This is a genomic window from Actinocrinis sp. (genome assembly GCF_035653575.1).
In the GTDB taxonomy this organism is placed as follows: domain Bacteria; phylum Actinomycetota; class Actinomycetes; order Streptomycetales; family Catenulisporaceae; genus Actinocrinis.
In genome coordinates this window covers 63882-87546 of sequence record NZ_DASRBQ010000118.1, presented here as the reverse complement: position 1 = coordinate 87546, position 23665 = coordinate 63882, and the positions used below count along the sequence as shown (strand labels likewise).

At 70.2% G+C, this 23665-nt stretch carries 22 protein-coding genes; 14 read left to right on the top strand and 8 right to left on the bottom strand.

Annotated elements, in window-relative coordinates; genetic code table 11:
- Positions 1 to 98: 98 nt before the first annotated feature.
- From VFA06_RS16805 to VFA06_RS16790, 4 genes are read left to right on the top strand one after another with little or no spacing between them, the layout of a single operon-like run.
- On the top strand, positions 99 to 1052 hold the full coding sequence (locus tag VFA06_RS16805) for an ABC transporter ATP-binding protein (protein WP_324841528.1): 954 nt from the start codon (positions 99 to 101) through the stop codon (positions 1050 to 1052).
- Positions 1049 to 1789: an ABC transporter permease gene (locus VFA06_RS16800; RefSeq protein WP_324841527.1), complete on the top strand. Its 741-nt coding sequence runs from the start codon at positions 1049 to 1051 to the stop codon at positions 1787 to 1789. The genes VFA06_RS16805 and VFA06_RS16800 overlap by 4 nt, the downstream gene beginning before the upstream one ends.
- Positions 1790 to 1808: 19 nt before the next feature.
- Positions 1809 to 3089 carry a sensor histidine kinase gene (locus tag VFA06_RS16795; RefSeq protein WP_324841526.1) on the top strand — a complete coding sequence of 427 codons (1281 nt, stop codon included), beginning with the start codon at positions 1809 to 1811 and terminating at the stop codon, positions 3087 to 3089.
- A gap of 20 nt (positions 3090 to 3109) precedes the next feature.
- Complete coding sequence (locus VFA06_RS16790; protein WP_324841525.1) at positions 3110 to 3760, top strand: response regulator transcription factor; 651 nt, start codon at positions 3110 to 3112, stop codon at positions 3758 to 3760.
- Between the two features lie 190 nt (positions 3761 to 3950).
- Here the strand turns inward: VFA06_RS16790 and greA are convergent, their stop codons facing one another.
- Positions 3951 to 4448, bottom strand: coding sequence for a transcription elongation factor GreA (gene greA, locus VFA06_RS16785; protein ID WP_324841524.1), 498 nt, complete (start codon positions 4446 to 4448; stop codon positions 3951 to 3953).
- A 120-nt stretch (positions 4449 to 4568) separates the two neighbouring features.
- Positions 4569 to 5213: a DUF4307 domain-containing protein gene (locus tag VFA06_RS16780; protein WP_324841523.1), complete on the bottom strand. Its 645-nt coding sequence runs from the start codon at positions 5211 to 5213 to the stop codon at positions 4569 to 4571.
- Between the two features lie 176 nt (positions 5214 to 5389).
- Here VFA06_RS16780 and mca point away from each other — a divergent pair, with 176 nt between their 5' ends.
- Positions 5390 to 6265 carry a mycothiol conjugate amidase Mca gene (mca, locus tag VFA06_RS16775; protein WP_324841522.1) on the top strand — a complete coding sequence of 292 codons (876 nt, stop codon included), beginning with the start codon at positions 5390 to 5392 and terminating at the stop codon, positions 6263 to 6265.
- Between the two features lie 71 nt (positions 6266 to 6336).
- Here mca and VFA06_RS16770 read toward each other — a convergent pair whose 3' ends face one another.
- Positions 6337 to 8394 (bottom strand): hypothetical protein, encoded by a 2058-nt coding sequence (locus VFA06_RS16770; protein WP_324841521.1) that lies wholly within the window; start codon positions 8392 to 8394, stop codon positions 6337 to 6339.
- A 230-nt stretch (positions 8395 to 8624) separates the two neighbouring features.
- Between VFA06_RS16770 and VFA06_RS16765 the strand changes: the two genes are divergently transcribed.
- The gene (locus VFA06_RS16765) at positions 8625 to 8990 is read left to right on the top strand and encodes a DUF2304 domain-containing protein (RefSeq protein WP_324841520.1); all 366 of its coding nucleotides are present in this window, start codon (positions 8625 to 8627) and stop codon (positions 8988 to 8990) included.
- A 77-nt stretch (positions 8991 to 9067) separates the two neighbouring features.
- Positions 9068 to 9751, top strand: coding sequence for a glycosyltransferase family 2 protein (locus tag VFA06_RS16760; protein ID WP_349260215.1), 684 nt, complete (start codon positions 9068 to 9070; stop codon positions 9749 to 9751).
- A gap of 35 nt (positions 9752 to 9786) precedes the next feature.
- Here VFA06_RS16760 and VFA06_RS16755 read toward each other — a convergent pair whose 3' ends face one another.
- From VFA06_RS16755 to rfbB, 3 genes are read right to left on the bottom strand one after another with little or no spacing between them, the layout of a single operon-like run.
- Positions 9787 to 10695, bottom strand: coding sequence for a glycosyltransferase family 2 protein (locus VFA06_RS16755; RefSeq protein WP_324841518.1), 909 nt, complete (start codon positions 10693 to 10695; stop codon positions 9787 to 9789).
- A 46-nt stretch (positions 10696 to 10741) separates the two neighbouring features.
- Positions 10742 to 11734, bottom strand: coding sequence for a dTDP-4-dehydrorhamnose reductase (gene rfbD / locus VFA06_RS16750; RefSeq protein ID WP_324841517.1), 993 nt, complete (start codon positions 11732 to 11734; stop codon positions 10742 to 10744).
- Positions 11701 to 12684, bottom strand: a complete 984-nt coding sequence (gene rfbB / locus VFA06_RS16745; RefSeq protein ID WP_324841516.1) for a dTDP-glucose 4,6-dehydratase — start codon at positions 12682 to 12684, stop codon at positions 11701 to 11703. The genes rfbD and rfbB overlap by 34 nt, the downstream gene beginning before the upstream one ends.
- Before the next feature lie 139 nt (positions 12685 to 12823).
- Between rfbB and VFA06_RS16740 the strand changes: the two genes are divergently transcribed.
- From VFA06_RS16740 to VFA06_RS16710, 7 genes are all read left to right on the top strand, one after another.
- The gene (locus VFA06_RS16740; RefSeq protein WP_324841515.1) at positions 12824 to 13774 is read left to right on the top strand and encodes a glycosyltransferase; all 951 of its coding nucleotides are present in this window, start codon (positions 12824 to 12826) and stop codon (positions 13772 to 13774) included.
- 59 nt (positions 13775 to 13833) lie between these two features.
- Entirely contained in the window at positions 13834 to 14742 is a 909-nt protein-coding gene (locus tag VFA06_RS16735; protein WP_324841514.1) for a glycosyltransferase, read from the top strand.
- Entirely contained in the window at positions 14729 to 15694 is a 966-nt protein-coding gene (locus VFA06_RS16730) for a glycosyltransferase (RefSeq protein ID WP_324841513.1), read from the top strand. Before VFA06_RS16735 ends, VFA06_RS16730 begins: the two co-directional genes overlap by 14 nt.
- Positions 15694 to 17361, top strand: a complete 1668-nt coding sequence (locus VFA06_RS16725) for a hypothetical protein (RefSeq protein WP_324841512.1) — start codon at positions 15694 to 15696, stop codon at positions 17359 to 17361. Before VFA06_RS16730 ends, VFA06_RS16725 begins: the two co-directional genes overlap by 1 nt.
- 125 nt (positions 17362 to 17486) lie before the next feature.
- Entirely contained in the window at positions 17487 to 18371 is an 885-nt protein-coding gene (gene rfbA / locus VFA06_RS16720) for a glucose-1-phosphate thymidylyltransferase RfbA (protein WP_324841511.1), read from the top strand.
- Positions 18371 to 18643: a hypothetical protein gene (locus VFA06_RS16715; protein ID WP_324841510.1), complete on the top strand. Its 273-nt coding sequence runs from the start codon at positions 18371 to 18373 to the stop codon at positions 18641 to 18643. The genes rfbA and VFA06_RS16715 overlap by 1 nt, the downstream gene beginning before the upstream one ends.
- 143 nt (positions 18644 to 18786) lie before the next feature.
- Positions 18787 to 21801: an ATP-binding protein gene (locus tag VFA06_RS16710; RefSeq protein ID WP_324841509.1), complete on the top strand. Its 3015-nt coding sequence runs from the start codon at positions 18787 to 18789 to the stop codon at positions 21799 to 21801.
- A gap of 20 nt (positions 21802 to 21821) precedes the next feature.
- Here the strand turns inward: VFA06_RS16710 and VFA06_RS16705 are convergent, their stop codons facing one another.
- Both VFA06_RS16705 and VFA06_RS16700 read right to left on the bottom strand, forming a co-directional pair.
- Positions 21822 to 22664, bottom strand: coding sequence for an ABC transporter permease (locus tag VFA06_RS16705; RefSeq protein WP_324841508.1), 843 nt, complete (start codon positions 22662 to 22664; stop codon positions 21822 to 21824).
- Complete coding sequence (locus VFA06_RS16700) at positions 22664 to 23662, bottom strand: ATP-binding cassette domain-containing protein (RefSeq protein ID WP_324841507.1); 999 nt, start codon at positions 23660 to 23662, stop codon at positions 22664 to 22666. Before VFA06_RS16700 ends, VFA06_RS16705 begins: the two co-directional genes overlap by 1 nt.
- Positions 23663 to 23665 lie beyond the last annotated feature (3 nt).

Here is a 23665-nt window from a genome sequence, read left to right as displayed (position 1 = left end):
ACACTGACGCGGCGGCGCGCAATCCGATTCGATAGTCCTAGTTGCCAGGGCGTACGGAACAGGCCGAACGCCCAGGGGATTCGACGACGGGACTGAAGATGACTACGGGAGTACGCGGCGGGCCGGGGTCCGCCGCGGTGACGTTCGAGAACGTCTCAAAGCACTACGGGCAGGTCAAGGCGGTCAACGAGCTGAGCCTCGAGATCCCGCAGGCCCGCACCGTGGCGTTCCTCGGGCCCAACGGGGCGGGCAAGTCCACCTCCATCGACATGCTGCTGGGCCTGCGCAAGCCGTCCTCGGGCACGGTACGGGTGTTCGGCAAGGCGCCCCATGACGCGATCATGGCCGGCCATGTGGGAGCGATGCTCCAGTCCGGGGGACTGCTGAGCGATGTGACCGTGCGCGAACTGCTCACCCTCATGACGAAGCTGCACCCGCGGCCGCTGCCGGTCGATGAGGTGCTCAAGCGGGCGAACATCGCGGACATCGCCGAGCGCAAGGCGGACAAGCTCTCCGGCGGCCAGACCCAGCGGGTGCGGTTCGCCATCGCCATCGCCGGGGACAGCGACCTGATCGTGCTCGACGAGCCGACCACCGGCATGGACGTGGAGAACCGGCAGATCTTCTGGGCCGCGATGAAGGCGCAGGCCGAGCGCGGCAAGACGATCCTGTTCGCCACCCACTACCTGGAGGAGGCGGACCAGATCGCCGACCAGGTGATAGTGATCAACAAGGGCCGGCTGCTGGCCAACGGCACCGTCGCGGACATCAAGGCGCAGGCCGGCTTCCAGCGCATCTCGTTCCGGCTGCCCGGGGTCTCGCGCGACCAGCTGCTGATGCTGCCGAACGTGGTGTCGCTGGACGTCCTCAACGACCGGGTGCAGATCCAGACCTCGGACTCGGACAAGACCTTCTACTCGATCATCGACGCCGGCTACCGGCCCGAGGACATCGAGATCACCGCGCTGGGCCTCGAGCAGGCCTTCGTCGCGATCACCCAGCAGGACAATGGCGCGGACGCGCACGCGGAAGTAGTGGAGGACGCCCGATGACCGGCGTGATCGCCCTGACCCGGCTGGAGATCCTGCGCGCGCTGCGCAACCGCCGCGTCATGTTCTTCACCATCCTCTACCCGACCGTGCTTTTCCTGCTGACCGCGGGCACCGCCAACAGCAACAAGATGGTGGAAGGCACGCACCTGAGCCTGCGTACCTATTTCCTGATCGCTTACGCCTCCTTCGGTGCTCTGGGCGCTGCGCTCACCACGAACGCCCAGAAGATCGCGACCGAGCGCAAGGAAGGCTGGATCCGGCAGCTGCGGCTGACCGCCCTGCCCGGCAACGGTTATGTGATCAGCAAGATCGGTTCGGCGACGCTGATCACCGTCCCGGCCATCGCAATCGTGTTCATCGTCGGCGGTTCGATGGGCGTGCACCTGAGCGCGGCCAAGTGGGTCGCCGCGTTCCTGGTGCTGTGGGCCGGCGCTCTTGCCTTCACCGCGCTGGGCATCGCGATCGGCTACGGGGTCCCGCAGGACTCGGTGCAGATCGTCACGATCCTGGTGTACGTCGGCGGCTCCTTCCTCGGCGGGCAGTTCTTCCCGCTGGGCGGCGGGGTGCTGGAGAAAGTGGGCAAGGCGCTGCCGACCTACCAGGTGCGGCAGTTGGCTCAGGACGTGATCACGGGGACGCACGTGCCGAGCAGCGGGATCGCGATCCTGATCGCGTGGACGGTCGGCGCGAGCGTCCTGGCGGCCCGCATGTACCGCCGCGGCGTGGACGCCGGCTGAGCAGGGGCGGCCGGCGCACATGAGCGGCGAAGTCCGCAACGTCCGCGAGGACGACGCAGCCATCCGGCTCGGGTTACGCACCCGGACCGGATGGCTGTGGGCTGGGGTCTGGCTGATCTATCTGCTGATCCCGCTCGTCGACAACTTCAACAAGCGGTACGCGCTCTGGCAGCAGGTTCTGGGCATCACCGGGTTCTGGCTGTTCTGCTACATCTACACCCGGTTGACCATCACGAGCCGCGCCGCGTGGGAGCACGACCACCTGCGCTGGAACCGGGACCGCAGGGCGACGGTCTACCTCGGGATCCTGATCGCCCTCGCCGTCGGGCTGCCGATCCTGTGCACCCCGACCTGGATCGCGCTGTGGATCTACGTCTCCGCGGTCTGCGGCTCGATGCTCCCGCTGGGCGGGGAGCGGCGCTGGGCGCTGATCGGCGGCGCGGCGGCCACCGGCGCCATGGTGCTCGAAGGCGTCCTGCTCAAGGTCGACACCGGGACCTGGGCCTGGATGGTGCTGCCCTCGTTCTTCTCCTGCTTCGCGGTGATGGGTGTGCGGCGGATGCGCGGCCTGATCGGCGAGCTGCACCAGGCCCGCGAGGAGGTCAAGCATCTGGCGGTCAACGAGGAGCGGCTGCGCCTGGCCCGCGATCTGCACGACCTGGCCGGGCACTCGATGGCGACCATCACGCTCAAGGCCGAGCTGGCCAGGCGGCTGATCCCGTTGGACGCCGCGGCCGCGGAGAAGCAGGTCGCGGACATCGAACAGGTCTCCCGGCAGGCGCTGGCCGACATCCGGGAGGCGGTCTCCGGCTATCGGCGGGCCACGCTCGCCGTCGAGACGGTCTCCGCGCGCACCGCGCTCGAGGCCGCACAGATCTCCTTCGAGGTCGACCCCGCGTTGCTGCGCCGTTCTGGCACGCTCGAACCGGAGGCCGAGGCGGCGCTCGCCTGGTGCCTGCGCGAAGCGGTGACCAACGTGGTCCGGCACTCCGGCGCCACCTGGTGCCGGGCGCGGCTCATCGAGGCGCGCGTTGACGGCGAGGCCACGGTCACGCTCGAAGTGGTCGACGACGGTCGCGCCAGGCCGTGCCCGGAGCAGGCCCCTGACGCGGTCGACGGCTCCGATGCGCTCGACGCTTCCGCGGCCGCGGCGCTCGCCGAGCCCGCCGAACAGGCCGAGCACTGGGGTAACGGCCTGACCGGCCTGCGTGAGCGGCTGGCCCCGTTCTCGGCCACGCTGAGCGCCGGGCCGACGCGCCCGCACGGATTCCGGGTCGCCGCCACCCTCCCGGTACGGTGACTGTCGGCTAAGGTTGGGCCGTGAATTCGGGGAGCGCGAATCCGGGGAGCGACCAGGACAAACGTATCAGGGTCCTGCTAGCGGAGGACCAGGCGATGATCCGCGAGGCGCTGGCGACCCTGCTCGACCTTGAGCCGGACATGACCGTCGTCGGGCAGGTCGGCCGCGGCGACGAGGTGGTCGACGCGGTGGACGCGCTCGGCGGCGTGGACGTGGCGCTGCTCGACATCGAGATGCCCGGCCTTGACGGCCTGAGCGCCGCGGCGCAGCTGCGCAAGCGGCACCCTGAGACCAAGGTCGTGGTGCTCACCACCTTCGGCAGGCCCGGCTTCCTGCGCCGCGCCATGGAGGCCGGCGCGGCCGCCTTCATGGTCAAGGACGCCCCGGCCGCCCGCCTGGCCGAGGCGGTGCGCAGGGTGCTGGCCGGCGAGCGGGTGATCGATCCCGATCTCGCCGCCGCCGCGCTCGCCGACGGGATCAACCCGCTGACGAGCCGGGAGCGGGACGTGCTCGCCGCCTCTGCCGACGGTTCCGTGAACGCGGAGATCGCCGAAAAGCTGAGCCTTTCCGAAGGCACCGTGCGCAACTACCTGTCCGCGTGCATTCAGAAGACCGGGGCACGCAATCGCGCTGAAGCCGTGCGTATCGCGCAGGAGAAGGGCTGGCTTTAGAGCTCTGCCCGGTTTTCCCGCCGAGAGGGGACGACTGTCGACACCGTCCGCGGATCGCTCTGTCCAGATCACTTTGTCAAGATCGCGCCCTGGACCACAGTGTCGTATCAACAGTGTCGTATCAAGATGACAGCCCCGGCCCGACGCCTCGCGCTTGCGTCGGGCCGGGGCCGGCCGCTTCGGGCTACCGCTAGGCGGCGTACGGTTCGGCGGACAGCAGCTTGACCGCCATGGTCCTGCCGTTGGGCAGCTCGTACTCGGTGCTCTCGCCGATCTTGCGACCGTTGATGGCCGAACCGAGCGGCGACTGCGGCGAGTACACCTCGATCGCGGCCCCGGCGTCCTCGCGCGAGCCGAGCAGGAACTCCAGCGTGTCGTCGTCGTCCCCGTCAAAGGCCACCTTGACCACCATGCCGGGCGCGGCCACGCCGGAGACCGAGGGCGCCGTACCGACCTGAGCATTCTCCAGCAGCTGGCGCAGCTGGAGAATGCGGGCCTCCTGCTTACCCTGCTCCTCCTTGGCGGCGTGGTAACCGCCGTTCTCCCGTAGGTCGCCCTCCTCGCGGGCAGCCTCGATCTTCTTCGCGATCTCGGTACGGCCCGGACCCTGGAGGTACTCCAGCTCGGCCTTCAGCCGGTCGTACGCCTCCTGGGTGAGCCAGGTGGCGTTGTCGCTGGTCTGGGTCACGGATGCTCCTCGTAGCGTCAAACGGATAGTCGGGTAGCCGTCGGATCGGATACCCGCGAAACTACGAGGCTACCAAGCGTCGCCGACAATACGCAGCGAACTGTTATTCAGCCGACCGGCTCAGCCCGTCAGTTTGCAGGTCTGCACCGTCACGGTGTTCGCCGTGGTGGTGGTCTGCAGCGTGTAGGTCTGCACGTTCTTCGCGCGCCCGGACAGAATCGGGACCGAGGCCGTGCCGACCACCGTGCCGTGCCCGTCCACCGCGACCAGGGTGCAGGTGGCGGACTTGTCCGCGGGCTTGTCCACCTCGAAGGTCACGATGACCGACGTGGCGGTGGTGGCGTTGAAGCTGGTCACGGTGCCTTGGATGTCCGGATGCGACAATTGCCAGGCGATATAGCCGCCCACGCCGCCGAGTACGGCGAGGCCGACGATGCCGAGACCGACCTTCCTCGGCCCGGACATGCCGCCCTTCTCGCCATAGCGGCCTTCCGGCGGCGTCATCGCGGTTCGGGAGCTGTCCAGGCGCGCGGATCCGGGTGCGCCGGGCCGGCCGCCTTGGGTCGGGCCGCCCCCGCTGGAGGCGGCCGCGGCGCGGCCGAACGGGGTCTGCGGGTTTGCGGGCTGAGTCGCGGGCCGGTCACCGGTGTTGCCGGTGGCGGAGGACTGCGGGTCGGGCAGCCGGAAGCGCTGTTGCGGGCGCAACGGCTCCGAGCCCGGCTGTGGCCGGGGCGGCTCGGGCGTTGAACTGATGGTGTCCGTCATTGTTCCCTCGGGGTGCCGGGAATCGGGAATTATGCGCGACCGGGCGGTGCTGTGTTACCGACGGGTGTCGGACGCTATATGTTGCGGCGCCAAACACACTCGTCCGCCACTATAGAGGCTGCCGTGACTATTACCACGGCGAACGACAGGAACCGTTCAGACGAGGAGACCGGCCCGTGGATCAGCGGCTCCGGCTGATGGCAGTACACGCACATCCTGACGATGAGTCGTCGAAGGGCGCGGCGACCATGGCACGTTACGTCGCGGAAGGCGTAAATGTGCTGGTGGTGACATGTACCGGCGGGGAACGCGGGGACGTTCTCAACCCGCGCCTGAAGGATGATCCGAACATTGCTGCGAATATCCGCGCCGTGCGTCGCGCGGAGATGGAGGCAGCGCGCAGCATTCTCGGCGTCGACCAGGCCTGGCTCGGATTCGTCGACTCCGGGCTGCCGGAGGGCGACCCGCTGCCGCCGTTGCCGGAAGGTTGCTTCGCCCTCCAGGACGTCACGACCGCGGCGGCACCGTTGGTGAAGCTGATGCGGGAATTCCGCCCGCACGTCGTGACCACGTACGACGAGGACGGCGGCTACCCGCACCCGGACCACATTCAGTGCCACCGCGTATCCGTCGAGGCCTTCGATGCCGCGGGGGATCCGGACCGGTACCCGGAGGCCGGCGAACCCTGGCAGCCGCTCAAGCTCTACTACAACCAGTCCTTTTCCAAGGCGCGGGTGCTGGCCTTGCACAACGCGATGATCGAGCGCGGGCTTAAGTCCCCCTACGAAGGCTGGATCGACCAGTGGGGCGACCGGCCGGAACGCCACATCACCACGCGCGTGCCGTGCGGCGACTATTTCGAGATCCGCGATAAAGCGCTGCTCGCGCACGCCACTCAGATCGACCCGGACGGCCCGTGGTTCGGCGTCCCGATGGACGTGCAGCGCGCGGCGTGGCCGACCGAGGACTTCGAATTAGCTCGATCGCTCGTGGACACGACGCTCCCCGAGGACGACCTGTTCGCGGGCGTGCACGAGACCGTCGGCGTGTAATCGAAGAAGACGCATACAGGCCGCGCCGTTCCAAGAACGGCGCGGCCTGCGTTTTGTCCGCCGGGTGCTTGCTAGTTGCCGAGGTTGGGGATCAGCAGGACGTCCTTGAGCCCGCTGTCAGGGTGCTGCGCTTTCCACTGATCGAGTTTGTCCGCCAGGGTGCTGTTACCGACGATGACGCGCAGCGGAGTCGAGGACTGTGCGAGGACGCCCTCGAGCGCGGTCACGCTCTTGTCCTGATCCGCGGTCCATCCGGCGTCCGCGGTCGCGCCGAGGTTCGGCGCCTCGTTCAGCTGATAGATCTGCGGTGAGATCGACCCGTCGTCGTGGTTGAGCGTCGCCATCACGAGCGAGAGGTTGATGTTCTCCAGGGTGTGGTCCTGCCAGACGGTCAGCGTGGGCACCCCGTCGCCGAGCAGGCCGCGCGACAGCAGGGTGTCCATCGCGTTGCGATCCGACGGGAAGATGTGCTCGCCGCTGCCCCAGACCCGGGCCCAGGTGGTGTGCCGTCCCGGCTTCATCTTCAGGTAGCTGAACTTGAGCGGGCCGTAGTAGAAGCTGTCCGTAGCCACGAACCCGGCCAGGATCGCGACGCAGCCGATCGCCGCGCCCACCACGCCGCGGCCGGGCAGCTTCGGCCGGCGCAGCAGATGCCCGGCGGTTCCGATGCCGACCAGCGCGATGATGACCCAGGCCTGCACCGCCTTCTGGAAGTAATACGAGGTGGTGTGGATCGTCGTGGTCTGATAAGCCCAGAACGCGAGCACCGCCGCCCCGCAGAATGCGGTACTCGCCAAGGCGGCCAGCGCGGTAGGCCGGCGCCTGGCGGCGTGCGTCGCGAAACCGACCACCGAGAGCAGCCCGATGATCGCAAGGCTCTGCTGCGTCATCGGCACCGTGAAGCCGATCGCCAGCGCGGCCTGCGAGGACTGCAAACCGCTCTGCTTCGCGGAGAGCACCTCGGAGAGCGAGACCGGGATCGCCACGATCGCCGCGCCCACCGCCAGCTTCCAGTGCGGCAGCCAGCGCTTGCGGTACAACACCGCAGACACCACGACGATCAGCGCGGCGAACGGCGCGAACAGCTCATAAGTCAGGCAGATCGCGACGGTCAGCGCCGCCATCAGCACGATGTGCAGCCTGCCGCTCGACGGCGGCCGCAGCGCGCACGCCGTGATCAGCGCCAGCAGCCCCATCCCGAAGATCTGCGGGTCCCAGCCGCACCAGATCGAGGTGGTCATCACGCCGGTGGACAGGAACGAGGCGATCGCCGCGACGATGAACGTGCGCCGCCATCCCGCCAGCGCCGGACCGGCGACCCAGCGCGCGCCCCAGGCCACGCACAGCACGAAGAAGCCGTAACCCAGGCAGGTGTACACCTCGTACCGCATCAGTTCGGCGGTCGGGCTGCCCGGATCGGTGTGCGAGGTGACGAAGATGTCCAGCAGCGCGTAGGTGAAGTGCTGGCCCGGCGGATAAACGGCGAGCATGCCCGGGTCCACGACGCCGCGCGCCTTGCCCTGCATCAGGTAGGTGTAGCCGCCGAGCCGGTGGATCGAGTCGAACAGGCTGAAGTGCCGGGTCCGGTCGCCGGTCAGCGCGGCGAAGGCGAGGCGGTGCCCGGCGTTCTGGAACCACAGCGGCCCGTACGCCACGGCCGAGGCGATGCCGAACGCGGCCAGCAGCGGCAGGTCGCTGCCCAGCACCCGGCGCGGCCAGCGCGGGCGGCGCCGCAGCGTGACGCCGATCGCCAGCAGCACGGTGAGCGCGGTGCCGCCGACCGCGATCGGGTTGAGTCCGAAGGGCCAGAACGAGAACGGGATGCCGGCCGCCATGGCGGTGCCCGCCAGCAGGCCCAGGGTGACCATCAGCCGGTCGAGGACGGTGCCGCCCATGCGGACGAGGCCGCCGGTGAGGTACACGATGACGACGATCAACACCGCGTCGATGTGCAGCAGGTGCGTGATCACCGGCAGCACCCAGGCAGCGGCGAGCAGCCCGCCGACCAGGCGGGGGTCGCGGGCGGAGAAGCGCTTGGCGGCGCTGGGTGCCTCATCCGGGGCCGTGCGCTGCTTGGGCAGTTGGCCTGGCAGCGAGCGGGCCCAGCGGACCAGCACTTGTGATCCCATGTCGGTGGCACCTCGTGTCGGAAGCAGACGCCCACCCCCTTTGGTCGGCTGCGACAGTTTAGGCGTGTTCTCCCGTCTGATTCATCCAGACTCCGTCTCGATGCGCTTCGGGAACCCCTGGCGGGGCATGCGCAACCGCCGGGAGGCCCATCGTCGCCCTACTGTGGGGTGGCCGCGCTCGAAACCCGGCCCGCCCTCATGACACAATCCGGCGTCAGAGAGGAGGAGCGATGAATCTGACGATCCTGACCGGGGCGACGGCGCTGCTGTTCCTCGGCTTCATCTTCGAACTCGTCCGGCGGCGCCGGCTGCGCGAGAAGTACGCGGTGCTCTGGATCTTCGTCGGCGTCATCGTGCTCGGCCTCGGCCTGTTCCCGACCGCGCTCAACCACGTCGCGATCGCGTTCGGCGTGGCCAACGGCGTGAGCCTGGTGCTGTTCTTCGGCGTGATGTTCCTGCTGCTGGTGTGCCTGCACCTGAGCTGGGAGGCCAGCCGCCTCGAGGACGAGACGCGGGTGCTGGCCGAGGAGATCGCGCTGCTGCGGCTGCGCATGGACGAACAGAGCGAGCGGACCGAGGAGCGTTCGGCGTCGTGACCGATACCTTGCACGCCGAGGAACTCGGCACCGTGGCCGAGGCCGCGGTGGGAGCGGGCGCGCGCCAGACCCAGCGGGTGCTGATCATCGTCCCGGCCTGGAACGAGGCCGAGTCGATCGGCAGCGTCATCGCGGAAATTCAGGGCGCGCTGCCGTTCGTGGACGTGCTGGTGGTGGACGACGGCTCCACGGACGGCACCGCGGCGGTGGCGCGGCAGGCGGGCGCGGTGGCCGTCCGGCTGCCGTACAACCTCGGCGTCGGAGGGGCGATGCGCCTCGGCTACCGGTACGCCCGCGACCACGGCTACGACGTGGCGATCCAGGTCGACGCGGACGGCCAGCACGATCCGGCCTACGTCCCGAAGCTCATCGACGCGCTGTCGGCATCCTCGCTCGTCATCGGCGCACGTTTCGCCGGCGAGGGCGACTACCGGGTGCGCGGTCCGCGCCGGTGGGCGATGACCATGCTGTCCTGGGTGCTCTCCCGGCTGGCCCGCACGAGGCTGACCGACACCACCTCGGGATTCCGGGCGTGCAACCGCGAACTGATCGCCCTGTTCGCAGAGTGGTACCCGGTCGAGTACCTGGGTGACACCGTCGAGACGCTGGTACGCGCGCTGCGGCTCGGTTATCGGGTCAGCCAGATCCCGGTGGCGATGCGCGAGCGGCAGATGGGCACGCCGAGCCAGTCGCCGTTCAAGGCGATGCTGTATCTCGGCCGGGCCTTCCTCACGCTCTTCTTGGCGCTCGTCAGGCGGTAACACGCGCCCCCGGCGGTAACGCGGCCTCGCCCTGGTTAGGCGCTCAGGCGCTTGCTCGGGGAGGCCGCGTAACGCAGCAACTGCCGTGCCGAGTCCATCCGGCGTTGCTTGAGTGCCGCGGGCACCAGGCTGAGCGCGTGCAGCCGGGCCGAGCGGTGCCGGCGCGAGACCGCCGCCGCCTCGGCCCAGCCGATCGAGTCCAGGTGATCGGCCGTCTCCAGGAAGAAGGCACGGGCCTCGGCGAACCGGCTGCCGTCGATCGCCTGCTTCGCCGATTCGCTGGACAGGTGCCGCCGGTACTGGAAGCACACGTGGTCGCCGGCGATCAGCTCCTCGCCCCGCTCCACCAGCTTGATGATCATGTCGAGGTCCTGGATCACCTCGAGGTCCTCGCGAAAGCCCACCGCGGCGACGGCGTCCGTGCGCCAGCAGATCGAGGGGAAGTACAGCCAGTTGCCGCGCAGCAGGTTCACCGCGAGCTCCTCGCCGCGCAGGCGGTGCGGGCCCGGCCCCTTCGGCTTGTAGATCCGCCGTTTGGCCGAATCCACAAGACCGCCGCCGATCACCCGGCCCGTTTCGTCGATGACCTCCACGCCCGGCTGCACGATCCCGGCCCCCGGAGCCAGCGCCTCAAGCCGCCGGACGGTGCTCACGTAGTCGGGCAGCATCAGGTCGTCGCTGCCCATCATGACCATCCGGTCCCGCTTGGCCAGCTCCACGCACTTGCGGAAGTTGCCGGTCACCCCGAGGTTCACCGGGTTGCGCTGATAGCTGACCCGCGGGTCGCCGAGCGCGGCGAACCACTCGGGCACCCCGGCCGCCTCGCCGTCGTCGACCACGGTCAGATGCCAGTCCGGATCGTCCTGCGCCAGGATGCTGCGCACCGCTGCTTGCATCATCGCGACATCGCCGTAGTACGGCATCATGATGTCGATGCTCGGCATCTGAGGGTCCTTATTCCCGAGTGGTTTGGGTTGGGCGCCGGCGCGGTCAGAAGCTCGTGCCGAGCAGGAACTCGGCGAGCGTCAGGTGCCAGTCCGGCATCGGCGGCAGCCCGGCGGCGGCCCACTTCTCGTGGCCGAGCACGCTGTAGGCCGGACGCGGGGCGGGGCGGGGGAACTTGTCGCTGGTGGTCGGGCGCACCCGCTCCGGGTCGAGGCCGGACAGCTCGAAGGCCGCGCGGGCCAGGCCGAACCAGGTGGTCTCGCCGGAACAGGTGCCGTGGTACGCGCCCGCCGGGGCCTGCCCGGCCAGCGCCGCCCCGCCGAGCGCGATCAGCTGCGTGGCCAGGGCGCGCGCCCAGGTCGGCTGGCCGCGCTGGTCGTCCACCACGTCCAGGAACTCGCGCTGCTTGGCCGCGTTCAGGATGGTGGCGACGAAGTTCTTGCCGTACTCGCCGTAGAGCCACGCGGTACGCACCACGAAACCGGTGCCCGGCAGCGTCTGCAGGACCGCCTGCTCGCCGACCAGCTTGCTGCGGCCGTAGGCGTTGACCGGGCTGCTCGGCGCGTCCTCCGGGATCGGCGCGGTCGCGTCGCCGGGGAACACGTAGTCGGTGGACACGTGCAGCAGGATCGAGCCGGAATCGGCGCACGCGGAGGCCAGGTTCTGCACCGCGGTCCCGTTCACCGCGGTCGCGTCGGCCTCGCGGGCCTCGGCGCCGTCCACGTCGGTCCACGCCGCCGCGTTGACGACGACGTCCACGCCGTCGACCGCGCGCTTGATCGCGTCCGGGTCGGTGATGTCCAGCTCGGCCCGGCCCAGCGCGACGACCTCGTGCACCGCCTCGCCGAAGCCGTCGTCCTTGAGCCCCGCGCTCTCGAGCCCGGCGTCGACCCGCGGCGTCTCCCCGCGCTCCGGCTCGCCCAGCGGGTGCGCCGGTCCGATCAGCAGTTGGGCGACTTCCCGGCCGAGCATCCCGGCCGCACCGGTGACGAGCCAGCGCGCCACTACAGCGCCGCCTTCGCCTTGAGTGGTTCCCACCAGGCGCGGTTCTCGCGGTACCACTGCACGGTGCGGGCCAGGCCTTCGTCGAAGCTGACCTGGGGGGTGTACCCGAGCTCCGTGCTGATCTTCGTGATGTCCAGCGAATAGCGCCGGTCGTGGCCCTTGCGGTCGGCCACGTTGTCCACGCTGCCCCAGTCCGCGCCGCAGGCCTCGAGCAGGCGCGCCGTCAGTTCCTTGTTGGTCAGCTCGGTGCCGCCGCCGATGTTGTACACCTCACCGGCGCGGCCCTTGGTCAGTGCCAGGTGGATGCCGCGCACGTGGTCGGAGACGTGCAGCCAGTCGCGCACGTTGCCGCCGTCGCCGTAGAGCGGGACCCGCTTGCCGTCCAGCAGGTTGGTGACGAACAGCGGGATCATCTTCTCCGGGAAGTGGTAGTGCCCGTAGTTGTTGGAGCAGCGGGTCACCACGGCGTCCAGCCCGTGCGTGCGGTGCGCGGCGAGCACGAGCAGGTCGGAGCCGGCCTTGGAGGCGGAGTACGGCGAGTTCGGCGCCAGCGGCCAGGTCTCGGTCCAGGAGCCCTCGTCGATCGAGCCGTACACCTCGTCGGTCGAGACGTGCGCGAAGCGCGCGATGTGGTGGCGGCGCGCGGCGTCCAGCAGCGTCTGGGTGCCCTGCACGTTGGTGACGACGAACGCGGTGGCTCCGGTGATGGAGCGGTCCACGTGCGACTCGGCGGCGAAGTGCACGATCGCGTCGTGACCGGGCAGCACCTGGTCCAGCAACGCGGCGTCGTTGATGTCGCCCTGCACGAAGCGGTAACCCGGGTGGTGGGCCACCGGCGCGAGGTTCGCCAGGTTGCCGGAATAGGTCAGCTTGTCGTACACGGTCACCGAGTGGTCGGTACTGCCGTCGAGTTCCCCGCCGAGCAGCCCGCGCACGTACTCCGAGCCGATGAAACCGGCTCCGCCGGTAACCAGGATTTTCATGGTGGGCATCCTATCCCGTGCCCGCGCTGTGTCCCCGAGTTCCACAATCGGGCCGTGACCTGCGAAGATTAGCGCCGCGTCAAAGGAGACGATACGCTCGGCCGACGCGCGAAGCGTCGCGAACAAGGAGTGCCGCCTGGTGTCCGCCCAGCAAGAGCCGACCGGCCAGAGCCCGACCGAGTCGGCTCGAAACACCCAGATCCCGGCCGTCACGGCGATCCTGACCGCCTATCACCCCGATGAACGGCTGGCCGCGGTCGTCGAATCCGCGCTCGCGGACTGCACCCGCGTCGTCATCGCGGACAACACGCCCGCCGGGTCCCCGAGCCTCGCCTCGAAGCTGGACGATCCGCGCATTGAGGTGATCGCGATCGGCAGCAACCTCGGGCTCGGCGGCGCACTGAACCTGGCCGTGAAGCAACTGCCGCCGGACGCCCAGGCGGTGCTGCTGCTCGACCAGGACTCGGTGCTGCCGGAAGGACTCATCCCAGGCCTGGCCGCGCACCTGCGCGACGATCCGACGATCGGGGTCGCGGCGCCGACGCCCTGGGACGCCAAGCACGAGAAGTTCTACAACGTCGGTGCGGGCCTGCACGACTCGACCGTGGACCGCGAGGCCGTCATCACCTCCGGGATGCTGGTGCGCCGCGAGCTGATCGACCGCATCCCCTTCCGCGAGGACCTGTTCAACGACTTCGTGGACATCGCCTTCTGCGTCGACGTGCGCCGCACCGGCGCGCGCATCGTGCAGGACTACCGGATCAAGCTGCCGCACTCGATGGGGGACCGGCGCGAGCACAAGCTCGGCCCGCTGACCGTGCGCGTGATCCACTACCCGGCCTGGCGGCACTACTGGATCGCCCGCAACGGCATGCGGTTCGCCATGGACAACGTGCGCAAGCACCCGCTCGGCTTCCTGCCGATGGCCGTCTTCCTCGGCCGCAAGTTCGTCTCCACCACGCTGTTCGAACCGGACCGCCGCCACCACCTGCCGGCGCTGACCCGCGGTGTACGTGACGGCCTGCTGAACCGGGCCGCCGCCCGCTACCTGCCCGAGGGCGCCAATCCGCCCGGGCTGCGGTTGAAGTGATCAGGGATTGAAGAAGTGATCAGGCATCAGGGCTAGCTATGGCATCGAACGCTGCGACCATGCGCATCGCGGCCGTCGCGACCGCGTACCACCCGGACGACCGGCTCACCGCCGTCGTCGAGTCGGCCCTGGAGAGCTGCTCGACCGTCATCGTCGTGGACAATACGCCGGGCGCCGAGCCGACCGTGGCCGACAAGCTCACCGGGCTCGGCGGTGACGGCACCGAGGGGCGCGGCCGCGTCAAGGTCCTGCGACCCGGCGCGAACCTCGGCCTCGCGGCCGCGCTGAACCTCGGCATCGCCGAACTGCCCGAGGACGCCGAGGCGGTCCTCCTGCTCGACCAGGACTCGGCCTTGCCCGGCGAGGTGGTGGCCGCGCTCGCCGCCTACCTCGACGACCCGACGATCGGCATCGCCGCGCCGACGCCCTGGGACGCCGCGCACGACTCCTCCTACGACAACCTCGCCGCGCTGCGCTCGGAGGTCGCCGACCGCACCGACGTGATCACCTCCGGGATGCTGATCCGCCGCGACGCGCTGGAGCGGGTCGGCCGGTTCCGCGAGGACTTCTTCGTCGACTTCGTAGACATCGACTTCTGCCTGCGGCTGCGCCGCACCGGCCTGCGCATCGTGCAGGACCAGCGGCTCAAGCTGCCGCACTCGCTCGGCGACCGGCGCCCGCACCGGCTCGGCCCGCTGCGGGTGCAGGTCGTGCACTATCCCGCCTGGCGGCTCTACTGGATCGCCCGCGGCGCCGCGACCCTGCTGCGCGAGAACCTGCGCCGCGACCCGCTCTGGTCGCTCAAGGCGGTGCTCTTCCTCGCCTCCTGGACCTGGCGCACCGCCGCCTTCGAGGACACCCGAGCCAACCACTCGGCCGCGCTGCTGCGCGGCGCGCGCGACGGCCTGCTCGGCCGCATCAGCCTTCGTTACCTGCCTGAGGGAGCCACCTATCGTGCCGCCCGGTGAGACCCGAGACACTGAACCGATCGGCCCGATCACCGCGATCGTCACCGCGTACCACCCGGACGAACGCCTCGCGCAGGTCGTCGAGTCCGCGCTGGTCGGCTGCGCCCTGGTGATCGTGGCGGACAACACCCCGGCCGAGAGCGCGTCGAGCGCGGAGAAGCTGGACCACCCGAACGTCAGGGTCCTGCGCTCCGGGCACAATCTCGGCCTGGCCGCCGCGCTCAACCTCGGGCTGCGCGAGGTGCCCGCGGAGTGCGGCGCGGTGCTCTTCCTCGACCAGGACTCGGTCCTGCCGCCGGACCTGGTGCCCGGCCTCGCCAAGCACCTGGAGGATCCGACCATCGGCGTGGTCGGCCCCGCGCCGATCGACGCGGAGAAGGGCGGTCAGTACGAGACCCTGTCGGTCCTGCACGGCGACGTCTCGGACCGCTACAGCGTCATCACCTCCGGCATGCTGGTGCGCCGGTCGTGCTTCCAAGCGGTGCCCGGCTTCCGTGAGGACTTCTTCGTCGACTGCGTGGACATCGACTTCTGCCTGCGGCTGCGCCGGGCCGGGGTGCGCATCGTGCGGGACAAGAACCTCGTCCTGCCGCACTCGATCGGCGACGGGCGCGACCACCGCCTGCTGTTCGTCCCGGTCCGGGTGCTGCACTACGCGGCCTGGCGGCACTACTGGGTCGCCCGCAACGGCATGGTGCTCACCCGCGAGCACGGCCGCGCCCTTCCCGGCTTCGCGCTCATCAACGCTCTGTTCATGGCCCGCTGGCTGGCCGCGACCGCGGTATTCGAGCCCGAACGCCGCACCCACGTACGCGCCATCCTGCGCGGCCTGCGCGACGGTCTCACCGGCCGCACCGACCTGTCGTACCTGCCGCGCGGCGCGGAGTACCACGGCGCAGGCGGCCACGCGGCAGACCAGTCCACGGCGAACCATCGGGCTGGCGCGGACTGATGTCCGGCGTGCTCGACGACACCGGCAAACCGCAGCCGGCCGCCGAGGCCGAGCCGGACGTTGCCGGGCGACCGGCGGCGTCCGTGCGCAAAGTCGGCGCGGCGCGGCGCTGGGCCCGGTCGCACGCGATCGCGCTCGCGGGTCTGCCGTTGCTGGCGGCGACCTTGTTCGTGCTGTACCTGCACCAGGCGATGACCCAGCCACTCAACGCGGACGGGTCGAGTAACGCGCTGCAAGCGTGGGACATGCTCCACGGCAATCTGCTGCTAAGCCACTGGAGCCTGACAGACGTCTCCTTCTACCTGACCGAGTTACCCGAGTACCTGCTCGTCGAGGCGCTGCACGGCCTGGACGGCGACGTCGTGGCGATCAGCGCGGCGATCACCTACACGCTCCTGGTGCTGCTGGCCTGTGTGCTGGCCCGCGGCCGCGCCGTCGGCAGGGAGGCTTTCGCCAGGGCGCTGATCGTGATCGTGGTCATGATCGCGCCCACGGCCGGGCCGGGCACGATCGTCGTGCTCTCCTCACCGGACCATCTCGGCACCGCGGTTCCGCTGGTGCTCCTCTACCTGGTCTACGAACGCGTCCCGCAGCGCTGGTATCGGCCCGCGCTGCTCTTCCTGCTGCTCGCCTGGGCCGGAATCAGCGACAGCACGGCGCTGCTCGTCGGCGGCAGCGGGATCGCACTGCTCTGCGCGCTGAGGCTGTGGCACGGCGAGGGTGAGCGCCGGGCCCAGCTCGCCGAGTTCTGCGCGGTGCTGCTCGCCGTGATCGCCGGTGTCGAGGTACCCCGCCTGATCCACCAACTCGGCGGCTATCTGATGCGCCCGCCCAGCCTCGCCTTCACCGGCGCCGACCAGATGGCCACCTCACTCTGGGAGGCGATCGGCTACTACCTGCGGCTGTTCGCGGCCGACTTCTTCGGCATGCCGCTGATCGGCGCCAACCCGGCGGGCGGCAACCTCACTCCCGCCGAAACCGTCATCACGCTGCTGCACTTGTCCGGGGCCGCGCTGGTCACCGTCGCACTGGTCAAGTCCGCGCGGCGGCTGACGCGCGACGTGGATCCGATCGTCAGACTGCTGACGATCGGACTGCTGCTGAACCTGGTGGCCTTCGTGTTCAGCACCGAGATCGAGGGCGGCGCCCGCGAGATCGCGGTGGTGCTGCCGCTCGGTGCCGCGCTGGCCGGCAGAGTGCTCGGATCGCGGATCGCCGCGGACCGCAGGCTCATCGCCACGCTCGGCGCTCTGGCCGTGGCGTTCTGCGGAGTGCTGATGTACCACGCGAGCCAACCGAGCGCGCCGGCGGATGCCTCCGGCGCGGAGATCTGGCTTAAGGCACACGGCTACACCTACGGGCTCGGCGGGTATTGGAACGCGAACAACATCACGGTTGCGTCCGGCGGCGCGGTACAGGTGCGACCGCTCAACACAGAGCCGCAAGGCATCGTGCAGTACGTGTGGGATTCCAACTCGACGTGGTACGACCCTGAGAAGCACTATGCCGACTTCATCGTCTTCGGCCTCGGCGCGGGCAGTTCCGTCTACGCGCGGCCGGAGCAGGCGATCGCGCAGTTCGGCCCCCCGGTGCGGACCGTGCAGCTGCCCGGCGAAGAGATCATGATCTGGAACAAGAACCTTCTCGCCCAACTGCCCCGGGGCTGAGTCGAGGCCGGCCGGATCGCGGAACCGCGCGTCGCTCGGACGCCGCCGGACCCGCGTCCAATGGCCGCGGCCCTTCGGGTACCGTGGGTCTGCGCTCAGCAACCCGACCGATAGGCTGTCCACTTATGCGCGGAATCATCCTGGCAGGCGGCACCGGCTCGCGGCTGTGGCCGATCACCAAGGCCATCTCCAAGCAGCTCATGCCGGTCTTCGACAAGCCGATGATCTACTACCCGCTGTCCACGCTGGTGATGTCCGGGATCGACGAGATCCTGATCATCACCACGCCGGAGGACCAGGCGGCGTTCCAGCGGCTGCTCGGCGACGGCTCGCAGTTCGGCCTGCGCCTCGAGTACGCGGTGCAGGAGCGTCCTGAGGGGCTGGCGCAGGCATTCATCCTCGGCGAGCAGTTCATCGGCGACGAGTCGGTCGCACTGGTGCTGGGCGACAACATCTTCCACGGCGTCGGGCTCGGGCGGCAGCTGCGCAACCACACCGACCTCAAGGGCGGGCTGGTCTTCGCCTACCCGGTCGCCGACCCGAGCGCCTACGGCGTCGTCGAGTTCGACGAGAATGGCCGCGCGGTCTCGATCGAGGAGAAGCCGGCCAAGCCGAAGTCCCGGTACGCGGTGCCCGGCCTCTACTTCTACGACAACCGCGTGGTCGAGATCGCCAAGGCGCTCAAGCCGAGCGCCCGCGGCGAGCTGGAGATCACCGGGGTGAACGCGGCCTACCTGGAGGCCGGGGAGCTGACCGTCTCCGTGCTCGACCGCGGCACCGCGTGGCTGGACACCGGCACCTTCGCCTCGATGGTCCAGGCCGCCGAGTACGTCCGGGTGATCGAGGAACGTCAGGGCCTGAAGATAGGGTGCGTCGAGGAGGCCGCGTGGCGGGCCGGGTTCCTCGACTCGGCGCGGCTGCGCGAGCTGGCCGAGCCGCTGCTCAAGAGCGGGTACGGTGCGTATCTGCTGGGCCTGCTGGATACTGAGAGCAGTCCGGGAGGCATGTGATGAGCACCGTTCTCGCCGCCGTCGGCGCGGTTCACCCGCTGGCCGCGGCCACCGTCAACGACAACACCCCGTGGGTGGGGCCCGGCATGATGGGCTTCCTCATCGTGGTGGTCATCGGCCTGGTCACCTGGTTCCTCGGCAAGTCGATGACCAAGCAGCTGCGCAAGCTGGACGCCGGACGCGCCGAGCAGCAGGAGGCTGAAGGCGAGGAGGAGGCCGAGGCCGCCGCACCGGCTCCCGCGCACGATCCGAAGCTCAACGGCGCGCACTGATCTGCGGCGCGGACCCTCGCGGGTAAGCCGCGCCGCCGCCGTCCTCGTGCGTTCGCCGGGAAGCCGGCCGTTCGCCGATCCCGCTGTTCGCCCTGGGCGTAATAGGCGCGCCGCCCAAGCGGCTGATCGGTGAGAATGGGCGCGTGGACCAGACCGGCTCTTCGAACTCGCCCGAGGTGGCCAGTCCGAAGAATCACCAGACACAGCCGCCCGGCCTGCGGGTGTCGGTGCTGCGCGGCGTCGAGGCGCGCCGCGACGGCACGCTGCTCGAGATCCCCGGGCGCCGGTTGCGGTCCCTGCTCGCGCTGCTCGCGCTGAGCCCGGGCGTCCCGCGGCGCGCCGAATACCTCGCCGATCAGCTCTGGGACGGCGAACCGCCGAGCGCCAACGCGCTGCAAGCGCTCATCTCTCGGCTGCGCCGGGTGCTCGGGGCCGACGCCGTGATATCCCGGCCCAACGGCTACCTGCTGGCGCTCGGTCCCGAGCAGGTGGACCTCTCCCGGTTCGACCGGTTGATCGCCGAGGGGACCGCGATCGCGGCCCGCGAGGCGCTGAGCCTGGCCGGTCCCGAGCCGCTGGCCGAGTTCGCGGACGTGCCTGACCTGGCCGACGAGGCGCGCCGGGTCGAGGCCGAGTGCTGGAAGGTGCGCGCGCTCGCCGAATCCGCCCCCGCGCCGGGACCCGAGCACGACGGGTTCCCGAACGAATCCGCGCCGGCTGGTCCCGCGGCGGCCATCGCACCTCGGCTCGCGCCCGGCGGCGTCCGGCTCATCGGCCGCGATCACCTGATCGCCGAGATCAGCGCGCGACTGGACACCACCCGCCTGCTCACCTTGGTCGGCGCCGGGGGAGCGGGGAAGACCTCCGTCGCCAAAGCCGTCGCCTACGCGCGAGACGGCGCGGTCGTCGCCGAACTCGCCCCGGTCGGCTCGGAGGCGGTCGCCGCGGAGGTGCTGACCGCGGTGGGCGGCCGCGACCTGGTGGTGACCGAGCGGGCCCGCCGCGCCATCGACCACGGCGACTACCGCACCCGCATCGCGGCCACGCTCGCCGATCGCAGGATGCTGCTGGTCCTGGACAACTGCGAGCACGTGGTCGACGCGGCCGCCGACCTGGCCGCGCTCATTCTGGACCGCTGCCCGCAGGTCACCATCCTGACCACCAGCCGCGAGCCGCTGGCCGTGCCCGGCGAGGTGCGCCTGCCCATCGACCCGCTGCCGGTGCCGCCGGTCGAGGCCGAGCAGTCCAGGCTCGGCGAATACGCGGCGATGCAACTGCTGCTCGAACGCGGCCGCGCGGTGCGGCCCGACCTGGCCACCGACGGCCCCGACGGCGAGGCGCTCGCGGAGATCTGCCGGCGGCTCGACGGCATCCCGCTCGCCCTCGAGCTGGCCGCGGCCCGCTTCAACCTGCTGACCCCGCGTCAGGTCGCCGACCGGCTCGACGACAGGTTCCGGCTGCTGACCAACGGCGCCCGCACCGCCCTGCCGCGCCAGCAGACGCTGCGCGCGGTGGTGGACTGGAGCTGGGACCTGCTCGACGCCGCCGAGCGGGAGGTGCTGGCGGCCTGCTCGGTGTTCGTGGGCGGGGCGAGCCTTGAGGACCTGGACGCGGTGGTCGGCACCGACGTGCTCGACGTGCTCGGCCGCCTGGTCGCCAAGTCGCTGGTGGTGGCCGACCGGCTCGACGACGGCACGATGCGGTACCGGCTGCTGGAAACGATCCGCGAATACGCCCGCGACCGGCTGACTGAGATCGGCTGCGAGCGGACTGCCCGCGACCGGCACGCCGCCCACTACGCGAACCTGATCGCCACCGCCGAGCCCAAACTGCGCGGCCCCGAGCAGCTGCAGTGGATCGCGCGGCTGGACGCCGAGGACGACAACCTGCGCGCCGCGTTGAACTGGACGCTTGAGCGCCGCGACGTCGCCAAGGCGCTGCGCCTGTCCACCAATCTGAGCTGGTACTGGATGCTGCGTGGCCGCCGTGACACGCAGCCGCTCTACACCGCGGTCGCGGAATTGGCCGAGAGCGCGGGGGAGACTTCCTCCGCGCAATACGCGCTGGTCCTCGCGTTACGTGCGATCACCGGCCTTGACACGGGAGTCGAAGTCGAGGAGACCAGGGCGCTGCTGGAGCGCTCGCGGGCGATCTTCCGCGAGGTCGGCGGCTATCACACGATCGGCATCATGGTCGAACTGCTGCTGGCCATGTTCGGCGCGGACGGAATCTCGCAGACGCTGGACGAGGTGCAGGCGGCGGCCGAGGCCGCGGGCAAGGACTGGGACGTCGGCCTGATCCTCATGTTCCGCTCGCGCATGCTCGCCGACGACGACACCGCCGCGGCCGAGCAGTGCACCCGCCAGGCGCTGGAGCTGTTCCGCCGCACCGGCGACCGCTGGGGTATCGCGGAGACCGGGCAGGCGCTCGGCTACGTACAGAGCATGCGCGGCGAGCACCGCGCGGCGCTGGAGACCTACGCCGAGGCCGCCGAGGTGGCCGAGGAACTCGGCGCCACCGGCGACCTCGGGATGCTCGGCCTGCAAATGGCCTGGGAGCACGAGTTCCTCGGCGAGCCGGAGCAGGCGGACCAGATCATCGCGCAGACCGAGCAACGCCTGGTCGACCGCGCCGCCTCGGTGGAGATCCGCACCTACCTGATGCTCAGCCGGGCCGAATTCGCCCGGCGCCGCGGCGACCTCGACGCCGCGGCGCGGCACCTGGCGGCGGGACGCTCGACCGCCGAGCGCGGCTACCTCGGCCCGTTCCGCGCCCAGTACGAGATCAGCTCCGGCCTGCTGGCCGCGGACCGCGGCCGGCCGCGCGAGGCCGCCGAGCACCTGCGGGCCGGCCTGATCGCGGCGACCAAGCTCTTCTACGACCGCCCCGACGTGGCCGCCTGCGTCGAGGGCCTGGCGGCCGCGGCCCAGGCAGCGCAGCAGCCGCGCCTCTCCGCCGTGCTGCTTGGCGCGGCGACGGCGATCCGGCCCGCGGTGCTGCCCCCGGCCCGGCACATCGACGTGGCGCGGGCCGTGAGCGCGGCGCGCGGCGCGCTCGGCTCCGCGGAGTACGAGCGCGCCTTCGCCGAGGGCCGGGCGCTTTCCCCCGAAGCGGCCCTGGCCCTGGCCCGCGAGCAGGCCGACCTGCTGGCGGCCTGACCCGGCGTCAGGCACGGCCGTCAGCTGCGCCGCTTGTAGGCCCGCACCGCGAGCGGCGCGAACACCGCCGTCAGCCCCGCGGACCACAGCAGCGTGACCCATACCGCGTGGAACGCCGGCCCGCCGATCATCAGTGCCCTGGCCGAGTCCGCGGCCGTCGTCAGTGGGTTGATCTTCACGAAGGCCTGGAGCCAGCCGGGCATGGTGGTGGTCGGCGCGAAGATGGACGAGGCGAACATCATCGGGAACAGCACCAGCTGACCCACGCCCTGCACTGCCTGCGGAGTCTTCGCGGTCGAGCCGATGTACACCGCCACCCACGAGATCGCCAGGCCGAGCGTCATCAGCACTCCGATTCCGGCTAGGAAGGCCAGTGGCGAGGTGTGCACGCGGAAACCCAGCGCCACTGCCGAGGCCGTGGTGATCACGGCCGCGATCAGCAGCCGCATCAGCGCCGCCACGATGTGTCCGTTCAGGACGGCCGAGCGGGCGATCGGCAGTGAGCGGAAGCGGTCGATCACGCCCTTGGAGAAGTCGTTGCTCAGCTTGATCCCGGTGTACATGGTGCCGAAGGTCAGCATCTGCGCCAGGATGCCCGGCACCAGGAACTCCAGGTAGTTCCCGTTGACGCTGTTCTTCATCGCCCCGCCGAACACGTACGTGAACAGCACCGTCATGATCAGCGGGAAGATCGTGACGTCCATGAGCTCTTCCGGATCCGCCTTGATCGACAGCAGGTTCCGCCGGATCATCGTCCCGCTGTGCCGCAGCCACTCGGCGAACGACACCCGGCCGGAAACCCCCCTGCTGGTTCCCGGCCGCGCGAGCGCCGTGTCCGCCGCGCTTGCCTCCACCGCGCTCATCAGTGCTCTTCCTTTCGAGTCCCGCCGTCGCTGTCGCCGCCGGCGCTCGTGCCGGTCAGCGTGATGAAGACCTCGTCAAGCGAGGCCGTGAACGTGCTGACGTCCGCGAGCGCGATCTCCTTGGCGGCGATCTCGCGCAGCACCAGGTTCAGCTGCTCGTCCTCGGCGAGCGGACCGCTCACCTGGCCGATGCCCTCCTCCCGTGCGGTGCCCAGCACCTCAGCCATCAGCGCCTGGAGGACCGGCAGGTCGATCGCGTCCGCGGGACGCACCCGCAGCCGCCGCCCGGCCACCTGGTGCTTGAGCTCCTCGGGCGATCCGGATGCGATGATCCGACCGCGGTCCATCACCGCGATCTGCCGGGCCAGCGCCTCGGCCTCCTCCATGTACTGCGTGGTCAGCAGCACGGTGGTCCCGTTCCAGGCCAGCTCGCGCACGATGTCCCACAGGTCGTTGCGCCGCTGCGGGTCGAGCCCGGTGGTCGGTTCGTCGAGGAAGAGTACCTGCGGGGTGCCGACGAGCGAGGCGGCCAGGTCCAGCCTGCGGCGCATGCCGCCGGAGTAGTGCTTGGCCAGCTTCTTCGCCGAGTCGCTGAGCCCGAAGGTCTCCAGCAGCTGGTCGGCGCGAGTGCGCGCCGCCTTGGCCGGCATGTCCAGCAGCCGCCCGATCATGTAAAGGTTCTCCCGGCCGCTGAGCGCCTCGTCGACCGAGGCGTACTGGCCGGTCAGGCCGATCACCCGGCGCACCGCGTGTGCCTGCCGCACCACGTCGAAGCCGCCGACCGAGGCCGTGCCGCCGTCCGGGGCCAGCAGCGTGGCCAGCATCCGCACGATGGTGGTCTTCCCGGCGCCGTTCGGCCCGAGCAACCCGAACACGGTCCCGGTCGCCACGTCGAGGTCCACCGCGTCGACGGCCACCTGGTCCCCGAACTTCTTGACCAGGCCCCGCGTGGACACCGCGGCGTCGACCGTTGTCGCCGCAACCTTTGTCTGTGTCATGGG